Source organism: Dictyoglomus sp. SSW, from assembly GCF_055181335.1.
Genome location: NZ_CM143705.1, coordinates 929,670 through 949,585 on the forward strand (window position 1 = coordinate 929,670; position 19,916 = coordinate 949,585).

Annotated in this window: 16 protein-coding genes; all 16 read left to right on the top strand. The window is 30.1% G+C overall.

Translation table 11 applies throughout. The features are described 5' to 3' along the window. Positions 1-10: 10 nt before the first annotated feature. The 16 genes from murA (at position 11) to ACY3JM_RS04440 (ending at position 19,890) form a co-directional block, all read left to right on the top strand. Positions 11-1,312 carry a UDP-N-acetylglucosamine 1-carboxyvinyltransferase gene (gene murA / locus ACY3JM_RS04365; RefSeq protein WP_463083639.1) on the top strand — a complete coding sequence of 434 codons (1,302 nt, stop codon included), beginning with the start codon at positions 11-13 and terminating at the stop codon, positions 1,310-1,312. Continuing rightward, positions 1,275-2,723 (top strand): translocation/assembly module TamB domain-containing protein, encoded by a 1,449-nt coding sequence (locus ACY3JM_RS04370; RefSeq protein WP_463111780.1) that lies wholly within the window; start codon positions 1,275-1,277, stop codon positions 2,721-2,723. The genes murA and ACY3JM_RS04370 overlap by 38 nt, the downstream gene beginning before the upstream one ends. Before the next feature lie 197 nt (positions 2,724-2,920). Then, positions 2,921-6,118, top strand: coding sequence for a translocation/assembly module TamB domain-containing protein (locus tag ACY3JM_RS04375; protein ID WP_463111781.1), 3,198 nt, complete (start codon positions 2,921-2,923; stop codon positions 6,116-6,118). A 19-nt stretch (positions 6,119-6,137) separates the two neighbouring features. After that, on the top strand, positions 6,138-9,008 hold the full coding sequence (locus ACY3JM_RS04380; RefSeq protein ID WP_463111782.1) for a BamA/TamA family outer membrane protein: 2,871 nt from the start codon (positions 6,138-6,140) through the stop codon (positions 9,006-9,008). Between the two features lie 17 nt (positions 9,009-9,025). Beyond that, on the top strand, positions 9,026-10,495 hold the full coding sequence (locus ACY3JM_RS04385) for a POTRA domain-containing protein (protein WP_463082405.1): 1,470 nt from the start codon (positions 9,026-9,028) through the stop codon (positions 10,493-10,495). Between the two features lie 12 nt (positions 10,496-10,507). Then, positions 10,508-10,978, top strand: a complete 471-nt coding sequence (locus tag ACY3JM_RS04390) for an OmpH/Skp family outer membrane protein (protein ID WP_463092542.1) — start codon at positions 10,508-10,510, stop codon at positions 10,976-10,978. A gap of 2 nt (positions 10,979-10,980) precedes the next feature. Beyond that, positions 10,981-11,409, top strand: a complete 429-nt coding sequence (locus ACY3JM_RS04395) for an OmpH/Skp family outer membrane protein (protein ID WP_463082403.1) — start codon at positions 10,981-10,983, stop codon at positions 11,407-11,409. Positions 11,410-11,422: 13 nt separating this feature from the next. Next, positions 11,423-12,415, top strand: a complete 993-nt coding sequence (lpxD, locus tag ACY3JM_RS04400; RefSeq protein ID WP_463082402.1) for a UDP-3-O-(3-hydroxymyristoyl)glucosamine N-acyltransferase — start codon at positions 11,423-11,425, stop codon at positions 12,413-12,415. Further along, a complete protein-coding gene (gene lpxC, locus ACY3JM_RS04405) occupies positions 12,408-13,211 on the top strand; it encodes a UDP-3-O-acyl-N-acetylglucosamine deacetylase (protein ID WP_463082401.1) in 804 nt (267 codons plus the stop codon). Before lpxD ends, lpxC begins: the two co-directional genes overlap by 8 nt. A gap of 4 nt (positions 13,212-13,215) precedes the next feature. Beyond that, positions 13,216-13,656 (top strand): 3-hydroxyacyl-ACP dehydratase FabZ, encoded by a 441-nt coding sequence (gene fabZ / locus ACY3JM_RS04410; RefSeq protein ID WP_463082400.1) that lies wholly within the window; start codon positions 13,216-13,218, stop codon positions 13,654-13,656. Next, positions 13,653-14,447, top strand: a complete 795-nt coding sequence (lpxA, locus tag ACY3JM_RS04415; protein WP_463082399.1) for an acyl-ACP--UDP-N-acetylglucosamine O-acyltransferase — start codon at positions 13,653-13,655, stop codon at positions 14,445-14,447. The genes fabZ and lpxA overlap by 4 nt, the downstream gene beginning before the upstream one ends. Next, a complete protein-coding gene (gene lpxB, locus ACY3JM_RS04420; protein WP_463111783.1) occupies positions 14,444-15,532 on the top strand; it encodes a lipid-A-disaccharide synthase in 1,089 nt (362 codons plus the stop codon). The genes lpxA and lpxB overlap by 4 nt, the downstream gene beginning before the upstream one ends. After that, positions 15,529-16,620: a glycosyltransferase family protein gene (locus ACY3JM_RS04425; protein WP_463082397.1), complete on the top strand. Its 1,092-nt coding sequence runs from the start codon at positions 15,529-15,531 to the stop codon at positions 16,618-16,620. Before lpxB ends, ACY3JM_RS04425 begins: the two co-directional genes overlap by 4 nt. Continuing rightward, positions 16,595-18,334 carry an ABC transporter ATP-binding protein gene (locus ACY3JM_RS04430; protein WP_463111784.1) on the top strand — a complete coding sequence of 580 codons (1,740 nt, stop codon included), beginning with the start codon at positions 16,595-16,597 and terminating at the stop codon, positions 18,332-18,334. Before ACY3JM_RS04425 ends, ACY3JM_RS04430 begins: the two co-directional genes overlap by 26 nt. After that, positions 18,327-19,280 (top strand): Gfo/Idh/MocA family oxidoreductase, encoded by a 954-nt coding sequence (locus tag ACY3JM_RS04435; protein ID WP_463082395.1) that lies wholly within the window; start codon positions 18,327-18,329, stop codon positions 19,278-19,280. Before ACY3JM_RS04430 ends, ACY3JM_RS04435 begins: the two co-directional genes overlap by 8 nt. Further along, positions 19,258-19,890 (top strand): tetratricopeptide repeat protein, encoded by a 633-nt coding sequence (locus ACY3JM_RS04440; RefSeq protein WP_463111785.1) that lies wholly within the window; start codon positions 19,258-19,260, stop codon positions 19,888-19,890. Before ACY3JM_RS04435 ends, ACY3JM_RS04440 begins: the two co-directional genes overlap by 23 nt. The last annotated feature ends 26 nt before the right edge of the window (positions 19,891-19,916 follow it).

The window sequence follows — 19,916 nt, forward strand, 5'->3', positions numbered from 1 at the left end:
TAAAGTTGGAATGAGAGATAAGTTTATTATTGAAGGCAGACATAAGCTTAAAGGTGAAATAGATATATGGGGAAGTAAAAATGCTTCTCTGCCTATTATGGCTGCCTCTCTTTTAAACTCTGGAGATCTTATTTTGGATAATGTTCCACCTGTAAAAGATAACTTAACAATGGCTGAAATACTGAGATATTTAGGATTAAGCGTAGAGTTTTTAGAAGGAGATAAGGTACTTATTAAAGGAGAACCAAAGGGATATAGAGCTCCTTATGAATTAGTTTCTCGAATGAGAGCTTCTTTTGAATTGATGGGACCTCTACTTGCTTACTTTGGAGAAGCAGAGATTCCTTATCCAGGTGGATGTAGAATTGGTTTAAGACCGGTGGATCTTCATATAAAAGGCTTTGAAAGTTTAGGAGCAGAGATAACTGTAGATAAAGGTTTTGTTTGTGCAAGAGCAAAAAAGGGGTTGAAGGGAGCCAAAATTCATCTTGATAAACCAAGTGTAGGAGCTACAAGAAATATTATGATGGCTGCTGTTTTAGCTCAAGGAGAAACTATAATAGAGAATGCAGCTTGTGAACCTGAAGTTGTGGACCTTGGAAATTTTTTAAAAAGCATGGGAGCGGAAATTGAAGGCTTAGGCACTTCCACCATATATATAAAAGGTAAGAAAGAATTACAACCCATTGATTATTATAAAATTATTCCTGATAGGATAGCAGCAGGGACCTTTATAATAGCAGGAATAATGATAGGAAAAGATTTAGTAATAAAGAATATAGAACCTGAACATCTCCAAAGTTTATTTATTAAGCTTAAAGAGGCTGGTGTAAATTCTTTGCAAATAAGGGATAGAGAGGTAAGGGTTAAAGGAGAAAAGGTTTGGAAAGGGATAGAGGTAACTACTATGCCTTATCCTGGTTTTCCTACAGATCTTCAACCTCAAATGATGGTATTTTTAAGCCTTGCTCAGGGTACAAGTTTGATAGTTGAGACTGTTTTTGAAAATAGATTTTTACATGTAGGAGAATTGTTGAGATTAGGTGCTAAAATAAGTATAGATGGAAGAACAGCTTTGATACAGGGAGTTGAAAAATTGAAAGGAGCACCTGTGGAGGCTACAGATCTAAGAGCGGGTGCTGCCTTAGTGCTTGCAGGTTTAGTGGCAGAAGGAGTTACAGAGGTATTAGATGTGGATGAACATATAGATAGAGGATATGTGGCTTTAGAAGAAAAACTTTCTACATTAGGAGCAAATGTTAAGAGAGTGAGTTATGAAGAAGGTAAAAAAGTTTCTGATCTTAGTCTTTAGTATAGTTTTTATATTAATAGGAATTATATACATAACATCACCATTATGGGTAAAGTATGTTGTAGTTTATGTATTGAATAGAAGTTTTGGAGAATCTTTTAAGGTAGAAGATGTAAGGTATATTTTTCCGAATAAGATACAGATTGCAAAGTTAGAGCTTGGAAATTTTGCGTTATTTACCAATGTAAGCCTTTCAGTGGGAGATGCTATAAAGCTTTCTCCTATTACTTTAGAATTTATAAAACCCAAAATAATAATAATACATGATGAAAAAGGGGAATGGAAGTTTCCTGAAATTCCTGGTATTGGAAAATCTGGGACATCTTCTCAAAATATCAATATTGAAATTAAGGGAAAAATAAAAGATGGAATTTTTGTAATCAGGGATTTGAAGCTTAAGAAAGATATAGAGATAAATAAGGTAAATGGAGATTTATCTTATAAAAATCAAGTCATAAATTATGATGTAGCTACAATCTTGGCTGATGGACAAAACATAAAAGCCTATGGATATTATAATTTTTCCAAATTATCGGGAGATTTAACTTTTGAGTTTAAAAATACTAATGCTACAATATGGGCTCCTATATTTCTACCTGATATATTTAAGGTTGAAAAGGGAACTTTTTCTGGATGGTTTAATACAAAAGGGGACAAAGATAAATGGAGTTATAGTGGAGAGATGGATACAAAAGAGGTAAAAGGAAGCATATCTGGTGTTCCAGGAACAATAGAGAATGTATGTATGAAGGTAAAAATAAATAATGAAAATATATCAGTTGTACAAGGAGATGGGGTTTGGTTTGAAGCTTCTGTAAATTTCAGTGGGAAAGTAGCACCAGATCCTGATATCCAAGTATCTTTTAAGAACCTTAATGGAGAGAAAATAGATAAAGAGTTTCTTAATAGTTCCCTCAAACTTAAGGGAAAGGGAGAAGGAAATTTAATTATTAAAAATTCATGGGATAAACCCTGGATTTCAGGAGAGGTGTATATTAAAGATGGAACTATTTATGATATCAAATTTGATAATATAGCCTTAAATCTGGATGCTAAGATACCTGGGCTTTTAGTCTCTTTTACTGGTGATTTGGAAATTGGTAAGGCATCAGGAAATATGAATTATGAACTTGAAAAGAATTCTGGCAAGTTTTACTTAAGTGCTGAAAACATAAGATTAGAAAAGATATCCAAGCTATTTAACCTACCAGATATAGAAGGAAAAGGTTCTTTAGTTGTGAAGGGGAATAAAGAGGCTAGTAAAGGATGGAAGGTTTTTGTTGATGGAGTAATAGAGAATGGAAAAATGGGAGATTATTCTGCTGAAAAAATTATCTTTTCTTTGGAAAATGAGGAAGGAAGCTTAAATTTTGATTTATTGAGAAATTCAGTTTTTTTTTTAAAAAGCTAAGGTTAGAGTTTTTTAGTATATCCGCAGGGATATATGTTAAAAAAGGAGTATTAGGTATAAACAAAACTACTACGGAAGATTTTAATATTAATGGTAAATTACTTACTGATGATTTTGGATATGTTCGGGTAAGCGGTAAATATGATCCTAAAAATCTATTAGGATACATTTCTCTTCTTTCATCAAATATTGAAATATTGAAAATTAAATCCTCAATTCATCAATTATCCAACTTAGATATTGATGGAGATCTGTTGATAAGGATTAAGATCTCAGGTAATATTTTAAAGAATCCCTATTTTGATATATCTCTCTATGGAAAAGATCTTATTATCAAAAACTTTCCATTGAGAATAGTCAGCATAAATCTAAAGGGTCATGATTTAAAGAATCTAAGCCTGTCCTTAAGTGGAAAATATAATAATAGTTTATTTTTAGGAAAGGGAAAGTTAAATATTTTAAATATGAATGGGGAAGTGGAAGGAAGATTATCTTTTAGAGAGGAGTTTAGTTTTAATAGTTTATTTTATTTTAAAGGAGATTTTTCTTCTTGGAAGTTGAAATTTTATACAAAAATAGGAAGTCTAAAATATAAAGATTTTGAAATTAAGGTTTCTAATTTTGATTTGAATTTAGATAGTAGTGGAAGTGTTGATGGTTATTTTTTGAGTGTGGATAAAGATTGCTTTTTGAATGCAAAAATAGAAGGAGATTTTAACAATTGGAAGATTTCATTTTGGGGCGAAAATATTGATTTTTTGGGTGGTAAGGTTAAAAAATTGAAATTAACCATGGATAATAAGTTTTCAGGAGAATTTTATTCAGAACTTGATAATATAGGTAGTTTGGAAGGTAATTTTGTTTTTTCTTTAGAAAAAGGAAATATACTACTTGAAAATCTTTTAATTAATAAAAATAAACTTGGATATATACATGGGAGCTTTAGGGATAACAAATTTAATATAGATGGGCAAATTCTTGAGGGATCAATAAAAGGTTATTATGATATTTCGGGTGATGGGAACATAGATTTTAATGATATTAAGTTGCTGGATTTTGAGCTTTCAGGAAATGTATTAATAAAAGGAAATAAGGTACTCTTTAAAATTCCTAAATTAGATTTTTACGGCATGAATATAGAAGATATAAAAGCAACATTAGATCTTTCAAATTCTAAAGAGATAAAAGATATCAGCTTTATTGGACCATATTCTTTAGAAGGAGTTGGAAAGTTTTCTTTTGATAGTGTAAATCTAAAAGGAGAGATTTTTATATATAGAGAGAGAAATGAATTTGTTAAGCTTAGTGTAGAGATTGAAAAGGATAATATGAAATTAAATGGGAATATTCTTGGAGGAAAGTTAGCTGGTAATGTGAACTTGAAAGAAAAAGAGGTTAAAATTATCTGTGAGAATTTAGATCTTTCTTCTCTTAATGATTATTTAGGAAAAATTGATCAATTAGAAATAGATTTTGCTAATGAGGGGATTAATTTCTCTGGGGTTTCTAAGACTTTTAGCATTCGAAATATAAACTTAAATAATGTTGTATTTAAAGGAACTTACAAAGATCTTTTGAAGTTCCAGATTGTTTTTGATTATTCATTAGTTAATTTAAAAATTGATGGGGTATTTGATTTAAAAGGAAATAATGATTTTAATCTTTATATTAATTCTAAGATTTCTCTCTTAAATTCATCTTTTATTGGAAAAGTCAACAAGGATCTTGATTATATTAATCTCAAAATAGATAAGCATAACGTTTTTCAACTAAAAGATCTCATCGCTAATATTTCTTTAAAAGAAGGAGAAGTATTTTTAAGGGTTTATTTAGAAGAGGCTGGAAAAATTGAAGGGAACATAGATTTTTCTGGAAATGGATTTTGGGCTTTTGAAAATATTAATCTTAGTTTTTTGAAAAATATGAATATAGATTTTGTAAGTGGAATGTTATCTGGTAATATGGAGATGAAGAGTTTTCAAGTGAATAATGTAAAATTAAATACCAAGGATGTGGTTATCTCTGGATTTATGCCATTTGATATATCCATGAATATTTATAACATCCAGAATAGATATTTATTGAGAGGAACGATCTCAAGATTGTCAAAAGATAATGGTGAAATTAAAGGAGAATTTTCTTTGAATGACTTTACATTTAACATATCATTACCTGATATTTTCTTTATTAATTCATTATTACCGAAAGGAATTTTAAAAAGCGGAGATATAACTAAGGGAGAATTAAGGGTCAGTATAAAGGGTAATAAGGATCTTCAAAGTATTGAAGGTGATATTAAATGGAAAGATCCGATTGTGGTTAATTATATAGAAAAAAAATTTAAGTATGTAAGTTTTGATATGATTGCAAAAAATGGTGAGATTTTATTAAATAATTTAAATTTAGGTGGAGACAATAATAATCTTATTTTAAAAGGTAAAGTTTATCCAAATATAATGATAAAATCTGATTTTTCAGAAATTTGTTTTTGCATACCTGATATGGCAAAGGGCTATTTATCTGGGGATTTAATGTTTTATCAGAAAAAAGATAGATATATTCTTAGTGGAAATTGCATAGTTTTTAATACCCATGTTAAATATCCGCAGTTAAATACACAGATTCCTAATATTTCTCTTCCATTAGATTTTGATCTTAAAATATCCTTTAAAGATAATGTTATGTTTTATGAAAATGAGTTTTTATATCTGTCAATTAAGGGGGATCTTGCAGTAAAAGGTAATAGTGCAAAGCCAATTTTGGATGGAAAGTTATCCTTTAATAGTGGAAATATTAATGTTTTAGGTAATTCTTTTATTGTGAATAATGGATATATTAAGTTTCCTGGCTTAAGTTTTGAAGAGAATATTTGGGAAATTTCTGCTAGTACTATCATACAGGGATATATCATATATTTGAAAGGTTATAGTTTTATGGGAAATAATTCTTTTGTGTTTTCTTCAGATCCTCCTCTTACCTTTAGAGAAATTTTATTTCTTCTTGTGGGACAAAAAAATCTTCCTATAGCACAATCAGAAACCTGGACTCTTTCAAGTATTATAGAAAGCATTCCTATAGGAGTAGAAGGAGTTATAAGCTCTGCTTTTGGAAATTTTATTTTAAATCCTATTGTTTCAGAGATATCTAATATCTTTAGTCTTGATAGTTTAAAAGTAGATTATGAAATACAAGGTTTATTACCGATTTGGAAAAGCTTAACTCTTGAAAAGAGAATTTGGGATAGATTATATTTCACATTAAATTATTCTTTAGGGGGAGATAGGATGTGGAGTGGTGAATTTAGCTATAAATTAAGTAATGATTTGAAATTTAAGCTTTATACCTCTCAGGGAAAACAATTCAATTTTAATATGGAATATTCTACAAAGTTTTAAGAAGGAAGGTGAATTAGCTTTGAAAAAGATAGTATTTTTATCCTTATTCTTCTTTTTAATATTTTCCTCTGTATTAGTATTCGCTCAGACAGAATATAAAGTAATAGATGTTATAGTAAAGGGCAATACAAAAATAAGCACTCAAGAGATATTAAAGATAGCAGGAATAGGAAAGAATATATATATCTCTGACGATAAACTGAATGCGATAAAAGAAAAATTGGAGGATTCTTCTTATTTCATTTCTGTTGTGTTGAATAAGATCTCCCAGAAGGATGGAATTATTCTTGAAATAAATGTGGTAGAATCACCCTTTCTTATATTTGTGAATGGAGTAAGATTTCAAGGCTTACAGAAACTAGCTTTAAAAGATATTCAAGATTCAGTTATTCTTCCTTATATAGGATGGACTACTGATCAGCTTATCTGGGAGCAGAGAAGAAAATTCATGTCTAAAGGTTATTTTTCTGATATTGATATTACACAAGAAAAAATAGATTCTGGTGTAATTTTGACATTTTATTTTAAAGAAAATCCAGTTTTAGATAGCATTCAAATAAACGGACTAAATAGAATATCTAAGGAGAGAGTGTTAGAATTATTAGGGTTAAAAGAAGGCATGCTTATATCGGAAGATGCAATTTTAGAGAAGAAAGAAATGTTAATGTATAGTGGTTTATTTTCTGAAGTAGATTTTAAAATTGAAAAAAAGGATAATAAGTTATCACTTAATATAAATCTAAAAGAGAATCCGTTATTATCTAAAATCTCGATTTCTGGTCTAAATAAATTAGAGATGAAAGATTTAATGCAAGTAATAGGATTTAAGGGAGATATAAAAGGAAATTCTATATTTTTAAATACAGAGGTTTATCTGTCTCAAGGGCTTTTAGACAATCTAAGATCTAGATTAGAGGATACAGGATATTTTAAAGAAATAGCTTTTAAAACAATTAATCTTGGAAACAATGCTGCTGGATTAGATATTAACTTAAAGGAAAATCCATGGATAGTTTTGATCGATGTAAAGGGTTTAAAAAATGTGTCCAAGGATAAGTTTTTTAATATAATTAAAAAAACTTCAAAGGATTTCTTATCTGAAAAATATGTTGAAGAAAGAAAAAATCTCTTAATAAATTCTGGTTATTTTTCATATGTAGATATAAAATATGTGGTGTCACCTAATAATATGGCTTATGTGACTTTTATAGTAAGGGAAAGTCCTATCTTAGAGAATATTAGTTATAAAGGACTTTCTAAAGTTGCAGAATCCGAGGTTGACAAGTATAGAATAATAGATAGGGGGGATTTTATTACGCAAGATAAGATTGATGAACAAGTTTCTAAATTTAAAGAATTAGGTTATTTTGAAGATGTAGATGTAGAATCCATAACCAATGAAGATAAGATATCTCTTACTTTTATTTTTAAGGAAAATCCTATAGTTAGAAAGATAAGTTTTGTAGGATTAACGGGAGTAGCAATTGATTACTTAAAGACTATATTGTTAACAAAAGAGGATAGCCCTTTTAATACTAATTTTATAAAAAAGGATATAATTAATATTCAAAATTTCCTCCAACAAAAAGGGTATGTTTTCACAGTTCTTCAATCCTTCTCTTTTACTGAAGATGGTGAATTGATATTTACCTTTAAGGAGTATAAAGTAGAAGACATTGGAGTAGAAATTGTTCCTGCTACAGAAACTTCGGTATTAGGATTTTTAGCTGTACTAAGAAGACCGACAGATAAGAATGTGATTAAGAGGGAAATTTCATTAAAGGTTGGAGAACCTGTTAATTGGGAAAAGATAAAAAGGGATCTTCAAAATATATATAATGTGGGAATATTTGAAGACGTATCTGTTAGGTTCGAACAGGGAAGTTCAGAGGAAATGGTAAAGGTTATTTATGTTGCAAAAGAAAAACTTTCCGGATCTTTTAATTTTGGTGGTGGGTATGCGACGGATGTAGGTATATATGGTTTTGTGGAGTATAAAGAAGGCAATTTATTTGGGAAAGCTAAAAGTTTAAGTTTACAATTATCATTAACAGGTTTAGGAAAGATCAATTATCAGTTAAGTTTCAGTGATCCTTGGTTTTTAGGAGGGAGAAATTCTTTTCAATTGGATATTTATGACAAAAAAACAACTATTACAGATTTAACAACATCTACCGTTGAAAAGACTGGGGGTGCTTTTTCATTCTCCTATCCTTTGGGTAGACTTTGGAGCCTTTCTTTTGGTTTTAAATATGAAGAGATTACTTATTTGGATAACTCTAATCCTAAGAGTAGTGTAGGGAGTTTTAAGATAGGATTAATAAGAGATTCTAGAGATTTTTATTTAAATCCTACACAAGGAAATAGACAATATGTAAACTTAGAATTTGCTGGTGGTGGAAGTGATGCTAACTTTATCAAATATGTAGGAGATTTTCAGTGGCATATACCTCTCACTAATAGAGAGTCCACCTTAACTATTATAGAGCAGAAAAATAGACAAGTTTTATCATTTAGATTAGGATTAGGATATGGGGAGGGTAATATACCAACTACTGAACTCTTTACCTTAGGTGGCTCAAGTTCTATCAGAGGATTTTATGATAATGAATTTAAAGGAGATACATTTGCTCTTTTTAATGTCCAATATAGAATTCCTCTTGGGAATGGAATTTATGGGGTTTTCTTTTTAGATACAGGAAGTACATGGTATTCAAAAGATATTTCCTCCTTATCTGATATTAAACTTTATACTGGCGTAGGACTTGGTTTAAGGTATGAAACTATAATTATTCCAATAAGATTTGATTTTGGATATAATTTTGGTAATGATCCAATGGATCCTAATACTAAGTGGAGAATTCATTTTAGTTTTGGAGACATATTTTAATGAATGGAGGGATCTCTTTGAAAAGGATAATAATATTTTCTTTATTTCTTTTAATTACTTTAAACCTTACCTTTGCTGATGAAAATTATTTTATTCAGGGAATATCTATAATAGGTTTGAAAAATGTTTCTTACGATACGGTTCAGAATATATTAAACATTAAAGTTTTAAATACTTATAATGGAAAGTATATAGAAGGTCAACTAAATAAGTTAAAGGAAAGTGGTTATTTTAAATCTGTCTCTTATGATCTTAAAAAATTAGATGGTGGTTATGAACTGATCATAAAGGTGGAAGAATTTCCTGTTGTTGCTGACATAATATTTCCAGATATAAAGCTTATAACAATTAATGCTATTCAGAAAGTTATTTATAGTGGCAAAGGCAAATTTTTTATTGAGGATAAAGTTAAAGAGGATTGCAAAAAGATTGAGGATCTTTATAGAAAGAAGGGTTTTGTTTTAGAAATTTCTCCTCAATATATTTTTAAAGATGGAATTCTTTCATTTATTTGGAAAGAGGCTCCTATTATAGGTAGTATTGAAATAATAAGCGGTAATCAATGGGAAAAGAAGGTTATTGAAGAGAATTTGAATCTTTCAATAGGAGATCCTCTTGATCTAAAGAAAATAGATGAACTTAATCAGAAACTTTTGAAAAAGAATATAAGGATAAAAATAATACCAGAATGGGCTTTTGAAGGAGCTTATACAATTTTATATCTTAATGTTGAATATCTATCACCAAGAATAGTTTCTTTGATTTATGAAAAAAATGAGAGAGTAAATTTACGTTTTAGCTACTATTTGAGTAATTATGGCAATTTAGAGTTAAACATTTCTAACAATATGCGAGGATCTTTTGACTACCTTATTTCTTGGCAACGGGAGTTTTTAAAAGTTTATTTTGGAGATAATTATTGGGGATTGAGTATTAATAAAACTCTTTCCAGTAGTAATAATATAGTAGGTGAAATTGGTTTTAAAAATAATCCGAATCTTGATGATAAAGTGTTGAGTTTTGATATAACTCAAGATGCAACTTTAGAAGAGAATGGTGTTTATAAATCTGGAAGCTATTTTAATTTTGGCATAGATTTTCATGGTGGAGGCTCTAATTATAATTATTCTTTAGCCTCATTATCAGGTAAGTATTTTATAAGATACGGAGAGGGTCTTAATGAACGTATATTAGGTTTAATGGGGGATATAAGATATCCTTTTGGAGATTCACCAGAGGATGGATCTTTGTATTTAAAGATTACTTATGCATTTCCCTTAAACAAATGGATATATTTAACTCTATCTGTGGGAGGTGATAGCTGTTTTAATCCAAGAGATTTAGTGTCTGCAAGTGATATTAGAATTAATCCATTTTTTGGTGTGGAGTTTTCAGTTACTCAAAAATCCTTATTCTCTGCCTTTGGATTAGAGAGTGATCTTGTATCTTTAAGAAATTTTTATATCAAATCAAAATTAGAATTTTAGGAGGTAAGGAAAATGAAAAAATATGGTCTGTTCATAGTATTTTTACTAATTGCAATCTCATTCATCTTTGTTGGTATTAAAATTGTTGGAGCACAGACTCAGACTTCTCTGAAAATAGCATATATTGATGAAGATAAACTTTTAAGAAGTTATCCTCCTTTTATGAATGCCTATAATAAATATCAACAAGAATATCAAGATAGGCTTAATAAGCTTAATGAAGCTCAGAAGGCTGGAAAATCTCAGGATGAAATAAAGAAACTATCGGCCCAATATGATGCGGAACTTCAACCTTATAAGCAAGCAGTGGAAAAAGTGTTAGATAGCTTAAAAAAGACTCTTGATAAAATATTCTCTGATCTTGCTAAAAAAGAGGGATACATAGCAGTACTTACAAAGAATGTACAAGGTCAGGAGATTGTAATTTGGGGCGGAGTAGATATTACAGATAAAGTTATAAATATTCTATCTTCTGGTAAATAGACATGAAAAAAAGGCTATTGAAGATAATTTTATCTGTATACATTATATTTGTTTCATCTTTCTCTATTATTTCTTCTCAACAGAGTATTAATATAGGATATATAGATTATTCAAAGGTATTTCTTGATTTCAGATATACTAAGAGTGTTCAAACTGTAATACAGAAAAGACAGTCTGAAATTGAGAAATTGGTAGTTGATGCCAAGAAAAGTGGAAAAACTGATAAGGAGATTAATGAATTAAGGGCTAAAGAAGAGAAAAAATTAGGAGAATATGTAGAGAAAGCAAGACAAGATATAAAAAATAAAATTTTAAAAGAAGTTGAAAATATAGCAAAGATCAAGAAGCTTTCTGTGGTTATCGAAAAGAAGATAAGAATATGGGGTGGGATTGATATTACTGATGAGGTTTTAAAAAATTTGAATAAATAAAGGGTGAATAAAGATGCATCTTAGTGAAATAGCAAAGATAATTAATGGAGAGTTAGTTGGGGAAGATGTATATATAGAAAAGATTTCTGAATGGGACAAAGCAGGAGATAATGATCTTATATTTGTATTTGATTTGGATGATATAAAAGTAGCTGAAAAAACAGGGGCAAAAGCAATGGTGATTCCATATGGTGGGTCTTCTTCTAAGCCACATATAAGGGTTGAGAATCCTAAACTTGCAATGGCAGAATTATTAAAGTATTTTGATTGGCGGGTATATCCTAAAGATATTCATCCTACAGTTATTATGGGCAAAGGGATTCAATTAGGAGAGGATGTGGGAATAGCACCATATACTGTTATAGGAGATAATGTAAAGATTGGCAAAGGATCAAAGATATTTTCAGGAGTAGTAATAGGAAATAATGTGGAAATAGGTGAGAATTGTATCATATATCCAAGAGTAACTATTTATGACCATTGCTATATTGGAGATAGAGTTATAATTCATTCAGGATGTAGTATTGGAATAGATGGTTTTGGATATGTATGGAATGGAGAAGAGCATTACAAAATCCCTCATATTGGTAAGGTGGTTATAGAGGATGAAGTAGAAATAGGAGGAAACACGGTTATTGAAAGAGCCACTTTGGGAGAAACACGCATAGGTAAAGGTACTAAAATAGGATCATTGATAATCATAGGACATAATGTAAGAATAGGAGAGAATTGCGTTATAGTAAGTCAGAGTGGTATAGCTGGAAGTAGTAAATTAGGAAATAATGTAATCATGGCAGGTCAAAGCGGTGTTTCTGATCATGTTAAAGTAGGCAATAACGTAACCATCCTTGCTAAGAGTGGTGTGATTAAAGACATACCTGATAACATGATAGTTTCTGGATTTCCCGCCAGACCTCATAGGGAAGAGATGAGAGTACAAGCTATTATGAGAAGACTTCCTGAGATTTGGGAAGAAATAAAGAAGTTGAGGGATAAACTTGGTTAGACAAAGAACAATAAAAGAATCTGTCAAGGTAGAAGGTAAAGGCCTACATACTGGTTGTTATACTAAAATGTATTTACATTCTGCCCCAGAAAATACAGGTGTTTTGTTTATTAAGAATAAAGTAAAAATTCCAGCCAATTATAAGTTTGTAGTAGAAACTTCACGTAGAGTTGTTTTAGAAAAAGATGGCGAAAAGATTTCTACTGTTGAACATTTTTTGTCTTCATTATATTACCTTGGAATTTCTAACTTATATGTGGAAGTTGATGGAGACGAAGTGCCAATTTTAGATGGCAGTGCTTTTTATTGGGTAGAAATTCTTGAGGATTTAGTAAAAGATCAGGATGATTTAATAGATGAATTGACGATTGAGAAACCATATTCTTTTAGGGTTAAAAATGCTGAAATTCTCTTTTTTCCCTCAAGCAGATTTCAAGTACTTTGTGCTATCTCTTTTCCTAATTCCTTTTTAAGATGGCAAACATTTTATTTAAAAGATCTTAAAGATTATAAAACTGAAATTGCTCCAGCAAGAACTTTCGGGTTTTATTATGAGGTAGAGGAGCTTGTTAAAAAAGGACTCATAAGTGGTGCTGATCTTAACAATGCACTTCTTGTGGGAGAAGGTAGATATGTTAATGAACCTCGCTTCAAAGATGAGCCAGTAAGGCATAAAATTCTTGATTTAATAGGTGATATATCCCTTTCAGGTAAAAGATTAAAATTAAAAATTATATCTATTGGATCAGGACACTCGCTACATATGAAAGCTATGTCATATCTACTTAGGGGGTGATGATGTGAATAATATTGATATTACTAAAATTCTTCCTCATCGTTTCCCTTTTCTTCTTGTTGATAAAGTATTAGATTTTAAAGAAGGGGAATGGTTAAAAGCAATAAAAAATGTTACGTATAATGACTATTTTTTTGTAGGACATTTTCCTGAAAGACCTATTATGCCGGGAGTATTAATAATTGAAGCTATGGCACAGTGTGCAGGTATATTTTTATTTCTAAGCTATGGAAAAGATAAAAGTGATAAAGAATATATAGCGTATTTAGCAGGGGTGAATAACGTTAAATTTAGAAAACCAGTAATTCCGGGTGATCAAATAGTTTTAGAAGTAAAACTAAAGCAAACAGTAAGGAATATATATAAGTTTGATGCAATTTGTAAAGTAGATGATAATATTGTGGCAGACGGAGAAATTACTATTGCATTAGGAGGAAAAGAATGAAGGATGTATCAATACATCCTACTGCTATAATCAGTGGTAAGGCTGAAATAGGTATAAATGTAGAGATTGGTCCTTTTACTGTAATTGAGGATGGGGTAAGAATTGGAGATTATACAAAAATTGAAAACAATGTTCATATTAAAAGAGGAACCATTATAGGTAGTGGTTGTCATATACATACAGGAAGTGTTTTAGGTGATATTCCTCAAGATTTGAGTTTCAGAGGAGAAGAAAGTTTTCTTATAATAGGAAATAATGTAACAATAAGAGAATATTGTGTATTTCATAGGGCATCTGGTAATGGTAATGCTACAATCATAGGTGATAATTGTTATTTAATGGCATATGTTCATGTGGCTCACAATGTTAAAATTGGAAGAGATGTTATAATAGCCAATGCCACACAACTTGCTGGATATGTGGAAATTGGAGACAAGGCATTTATAAGTGGTCTTGTAGGGATTCATCAGTTCGTAAGGATAGGTAGTTATGCAATGGTTGGAGCATTATCTAAGTTGGTTAAAGATATTCCTCCCTTTTCTTTATGTGATGGTAATCCGGCTCTAATATATGGTATTAATGTGGTAGGTCTAAGAAGAAATGGTTTTTCGAGTGATAGGATTAGAATAATTAGAAAACTCTTTCATATATTATATGATAAAGGTTTATCTTTTGAGAAAAGGTTAGAGGCAATATCTAAGATAGAATATGAAGAGGCTAAAATGTTGGTTGATTTTGTTAAAGGCTCGAAAAGAGGAATTGCTGATGCATCTTGGAGGAATGAAGAATGAAAATATTCTTTTCAGCATTAGAAGTTTCTGCTGATTTACATGGATCAAAGCTTATAAATGCGCTAAAACAAAAACAAAAAAATATATATTTTTTTGGCCTTGGCGGAGAAAGAATGAAGGAAGAAGGCTTAGATGTAAGATGGGATCTAACAAGATATAGTACTGTTGGTTTTGTTGAGCCTTTACCTTATATTCCAAAGTTATTAAAAATACAGCAAGAAGCCAAAAATTTATTAAGAGAGGCAAGACCTGATCTTGCTATATTTATTGATGCTCAAGGTTTTAACCTCCCATTAGCAAAATATGCGAAAAGTTTAGGTATAATAACTGTATATTATTTTGCTCCACAATATTGGCTATGGGGAAAGAAAGAAGAAGCTAAAGAAGTTCTTTCAAATTTGGATTGGATAATTGCTACTTTTCCTCAAGAGTATTCTTTATATAAATCATTTGGAGATAATGTGGTTTTTTTTGGACATCCTCTTATAGATTATCTTTCAGTTTATTCAAATATAGACAAAAAAAATGATCTTATAGGACTTTTCCCAGGAAGTAGAGTACAGGAAATTAAAAAACTTACTCCTATTTTTTTAGAGATAGCTGAGAAATTGCCAGGATATAAATTTGTTATTCCTTTAGCAAGTCAAAATTTTTCTAATTTATTATATTCTATCATTAAAGGGAAGGAGAATTTGGTGAAAGTTGTGTCAGGAAATGAAAGCCAAAAGATCTTAAGGGCATCTGTCATAAGCCTTGTAGCCTCTGGTACAGTAACTTTAGAGGCTGCCATTCTCAAGACACCTGTTTTTGTATTTTATAAGATCTCTCCATTGACTTATTTTATTGCTAAAAGACTTGTTCATTATCCTTATATTGCTTTGCCCAATATTATTTTAGAAAAACGTATATTTCCTGAGTATGTGCAGTATATAGATATAAACAAGGTTGTTAAGGATATAGATGATTTTTTGAAAGATAGCGATAGAAGAGAAAAAATGTTAAAAGATCTTGATAGAATCTCTGAAATAATTGGAAAACCTGGGGTTTTAGATAAAATTTCTGATTTTATATTAAATCTTTTATGAAAATTTATTTCATAGCTAATGGGCCTGGAGAAATAGCAGGCTGGCTCTATCCATTGGTACAGTGGATAAGGGAGTATGAGCCTTTTTGGAGTAAAAATTTGTCATATTATTTAATATTAAATCCTTGTCAATTTGCATCAGGAGAAGAAGAAAGAGTTGTAAGAACATGGGAATTTTTTGAAGATATAATCTTACCAAATGAATATTGGAAGCTTTTTAAAGTTAAAGAAAGTAACACAATAATCTTCCATATAGGAGGAGATTTATTTTTTAATTTGGCTCTTGCCAAAAGGTGGAAAAGTAAATCTTTAGCATACTTGGAGAAAGATTTTTATTGGGAAAGATTTTATAATAGGATCTATGCATCTGAAGTATTGAAATATAAAAAGGCAGTAGTAGTTGGAGATTTAAGATTTGATTTTCTTCCCAATAATGGGTTTTCTAACAATAATAAAATTGCTTTATTTCCGGGGAGTAGGACCTATGGGTTGAGATTTTATTTGCCATTTTATTTCATGTTAGCAAGAGAAATTTTAAAAGATTTTCCAGATCTTAACTTCACCTTATTTTTCTCTCCCTTTTTAAATCCATCAGAAAGGGGAAAAATATTAGAGAAACTGCAACCTATTTGGAAAGATTTACCTATGGAGTTTAGAGATCTAAAGGATATGAGAGATGTGAATGGTTATTTTCTTGCTATTACACTTCCTGGTACCAATACTTTGCAACTTGCATATATGAAGATTCCTATGTTAGTAATATTGCCTCTTCATAGACCAGAATATCTTCCTCTTGAAGGGATTGGTAATTTGTTTAAGGGAAGAATACGAGATTTTATTATAAAAGCCTACTTAAATAGAAATCCATATTTAGCCTTGCCCAATAAGCTATATCCTGGAATACTACCTGAAGTAGTAGGTAAATTTTTGTTTAAGGATGTGTTAGAATTTTTAAGAGGATTAATTGTTGAAAGGGAGATAATCTTAAATATACATAATGAGTTAAAAGAAAAGTTTAATAAGAATTATCTATCGTCCGAGTTGATCTGGAAGGATTTTTATCATGAAGTACTTGAAAAGGCTATTTGAATTTTTAAAACCATATGCAATTTATTTTATAATAGGTTTTTTCTGTATTATAGTTGGTAATGGTGCTCAATTATATGCACCAAAATTCTTAGGAGAACTTTTGGATCAGCTTTCTCATATTAGAGATTTAAATGTTTTAAATAGATTAGCCTTTATAATTATTCTTCTTCTTTTTACAAGAAGTATGTTTTTGTATGGTCAGATTTATATTTTTTCTTTTATTGGTCATAGATTAGTAGCAGATTTAAGAGAAAAATTATTCGAGAAGATTCAATATCTCTCTTTAGATTATTTAAATAGATGGGGAAGTAGTGATCTTATAGCTCGTACTCTTCAAGATACTCAATTGATACAAACTTCTTTTTTATCAGGCATAGCAGATCTTTTTTATGCTATAGTCCTTTTATCAGGAGTACTTGTTATAATATTCATCACAGATTGGCAACTTGCTCTTGCAACTCTTATTGTTATTCCTCTTTTTGTTTTTTCTATATCTGGTATAGGTAGGGAAATACAAAAATGGTCCATGTCTGTACAAAAAAAGGTAGCAGATTTAACAAAACTTATACAGGAGAGTATAAAAGGAGCAAGAATAGTAAGAGGCTTTTCTCAAGAAGAAAAAGAAATTGAAAGATTTAAGAAAGAAAACGAGAAAAACTTTTTTAGAAATTTGAAAATTGCAAGACTTACAGCATTTCAAATTCCTCTTGCTAGCTTTTTAAGTGCTTTAGCACTTGTTTTTATCCTTTGGTTAGGTACAAGAAAGATAGCAAGAGGAGAGATAACAATGGGATCATTTGTAGCCTTTCTTACTTATGTGGGTATGGCTTTGGATCCTACTCAAACTATTCTTAGAGTGTTTTCAGGACTTAGGCAAACCTATGCAGCTTTAGAAAGAATTTTTGAGATTTTGGATAAAGGTAAAGAAGTAGAAGAGGTTAAAAATCCAATAGTTCTACCTCCAATAAAAGGTTTTGTAGAATTTAAAAATGTATATTTTACATATGACGGAAAGAGTTGGGTTTTAAAGAATATAAATCTTAAAGTTAATCCTGGAGAAAAAATTGCTATTGTTGGAAGTAGTGGTGCAGGAAAAAGTTCTCTGGTAAATATTATTCCAAGGTTTATAGATCCCACTCAAGGAGAAGTAAGAATTGATGGGTACAATATAAAAGAAGTGAGTTTAAAATCTTTAAGATCTCAAATAGGTTTCGTTCCACAAGAGACTATTGTTTTTTATGGTACAGTAAAGGATAATATAAGTTATGGAAACCCAAATGTAACTTTAGATGAAATTATAGAGGCTGCTAAAATTGCAAGGGCTCATGATTTTATTATGAATCTACCAAATGGATACGATACTGTAATTGGAGAAGGTGGGGTAGGTATTTCGGGAGGACAGGCACAAAGAATTGCTATTGCAAGAGTTGTTCTTTTAAAGCCAAGATTAATAATTCTTGATGAAGCTACCTCAGCATTAGATTCAGAATCAGAAGCCTATGTACAGGAAGCTTTAAAAGATCTTATGGAGGGAAAAACTGCTTTTATTGTGGCTCATCGCTTATCTACTATAAGAAAAGCTGATAGAATAATTGTATTAGAAAATGGAGAAATAGTAGAAGAGGGTACTCATGAAGATCTCTTGAAGAAGGGTGGAATTTATGCAAGAATAATAAAATGGCAACTTGAGGAGAGTAATATAGGAGATGAATAAGGTAAAGATAGGAGTTGTTGGAGTAGGATATTTAGGGCAACATCATGTAAGAATTTTCAGCGAGATTCCTAAAGTAGAAATTGTAGGAATTGCAGATTTAAATTTACAAAGAGCAAAAGAGATTGCTTCTATTTATAATATACCTTTTGTAACTTCTGATTATAGAGATTTACTTGATAGGGTTGATGCTGTTAGTATTGTTACTCCTACTAATACTCATTTTCAGATAGCAAAAGACTTTTTGCTTAGAGGTATTCATACTTTTATAGAGAAACCTGTAACTCAAACTTTAAAAGAAGCGGAAACTCTTTTAGAGATTGCCAGTGGGAAAAATCTTATTTTACAGGTAGGTCATATAGAAAGATTTAATCCTGCTGTTCAAGAATTAAAAAGATATATAAATGATCCTTTTTACATGGAGATAAAAAGATCTGGTCCTTTTGACGGTAGGATAACTGATGTGGGGGTTGTAATGGATCTTATGATTCATGATTTGGATATACTTTTTTATGTATTAGGTAAGGGTAGAAAAATATTAGACATAAAAGGATATGGTTATTCTTTTTATACTTCTTATGAAGATTTTGCAAATGTAGAACTTGTTTTTGAGGGAAATCTTCTTGTAAATCTGATTGCCAGTAGGGTAACTCCTAAAAAGATTAGAAGATTAGATATTTATGAGAAGAATGGGGATTTAATAAGCATAGATTATATGGAACAAAGCATATCTATAATTCATGGGAATAGAAAACAAGTTGAAACATCTATAGAGACTCCAGTTTTAGAGAAAGAGGAACCTTTGAGATTAGAGCTTGAACATTTTGTGAATTGTATTCTTGAGGGGTCGGATCCTGAAGTTACCCTTGAGGATGGAAAATTAGCTTTAGCCCTTGCTACTGAAATTTTAAAGGAGCTGAGAATTTTTGATATTAAGAAAGATACTTAAAAATTTTTACTTATCTATAATCTTTCTTATCTTTTTTATTATTCTATCATTATCTTCTGATGATCTAAAATATTTAAAAACTCAATTTGAACAGCAATTAAAAAAAGAGCCTCAAAATTCTAAAGTTCTTTTTAATCTTATGGTAGTATATGGGGCTTTAGGAGATTTAGAGAATCTTTATAATACATATAATTTGCTTATTGCTACTGATCCCAACTTTCTTAAAAACCTAAAAAAAGATATAAAGGAAGAAGATAGTAGTATATTCAATCTATATAAATTAGCATTTTTGTATTATTTCTTAGAAGATTATGATAAATCTATCTTTTATTTTGAAAGATTATATGATTTAAAACCTAACGATGATTGGGTAATAGCTTTTCTTGCATATTTGTACTATTTAAAAGATAATTTAAATAAGACAAAAGAATTAATAGATAAAGGATTAAAATTAAATAAAGATAATGAGGTTTTTCACGCTCTTTTATGTGCCTTATATTTAAGAGAAAATAGATATTTCTCTGCCCTTAAGGAATACTTTATGACTTTGAGTATTGTTCAAAGAAAAGGATATAAAAACATATTTGGAATTTTAAAAAATTTGAGATAAATTGACATATTGTTAAAATTTTCTTA

What these genes read in the sequence shown, in the direction of transcription:
- murA (WP_463083639.1), top strand. Translation starts at nt 11, where the DNA reads ATGAGAGATAAGTTTATTATTGAAGGCAGACATAAGCTTAAAGGTGAA.
- ACY3JM_RS04370 (WP_463111780.1), top strand. Translation starts at nt 1,275, where the DNA reads ATGAAGAAGGTAAAAAAGTTTCTGATCTTAGTCTTTAGTATAGTTTTT.
- ACY3JM_RS04390 (WP_463092542.1), top strand. Translation starts at nt 10,508, where the DNA reads ATGAAAAAATATGGTCTGTTCATAGTATTTTTACTAATTGCAATCTCA.
- ACY3JM_RS04395 (WP_463082403.1), top strand. Translation starts at nt 10,981, where the DNA reads ATGAAAAAAAGGCTATTGAAGATAATTTTATCTGTATACATTATATTT.
- lpxD (WP_463082402.1), top strand. Translation starts at nt 11,423, where the DNA reads ATGCATCTTAGTGAAATAGCAAAGATAATTAATGGAGAGTTAGTTGGG.
- lpxA (WP_463082399.1), top strand. Translation starts at nt 13,653, where the DNA reads ATGAAGGATGTATCAATACATCCTACTGCTATAATCAGTGGTAAGGCT.
- lpxB (WP_463111783.1), top strand. Translation starts at nt 14,444, where the DNA reads ATGAAAATATTCTTTTCAGCATTAGAAGTTTCTGCTGATTTACATGGA.
- ACY3JM_RS04425 (WP_463082397.1), top strand. Translation starts at nt 15,529, where the DNA reads ATGAAAATTTATTTCATAGCTAATGGGCCTGGAGAAATAGCAGGCTGG.
- ACY3JM_RS04430 (WP_463111784.1), top strand. Translation starts at nt 16,595, where the DNA reads ATGAAGTACTTGAAAAGGCTATTTGAATTTTTAAAACCATATGCAATT.
- ACY3JM_RS04435 (WP_463082395.1), top strand. Translation starts at nt 18,327, where the DNA reads ATGAATAAGGTAAAGATAGGAGTTGTTGGAGTAGGATATTTAGGGCAA.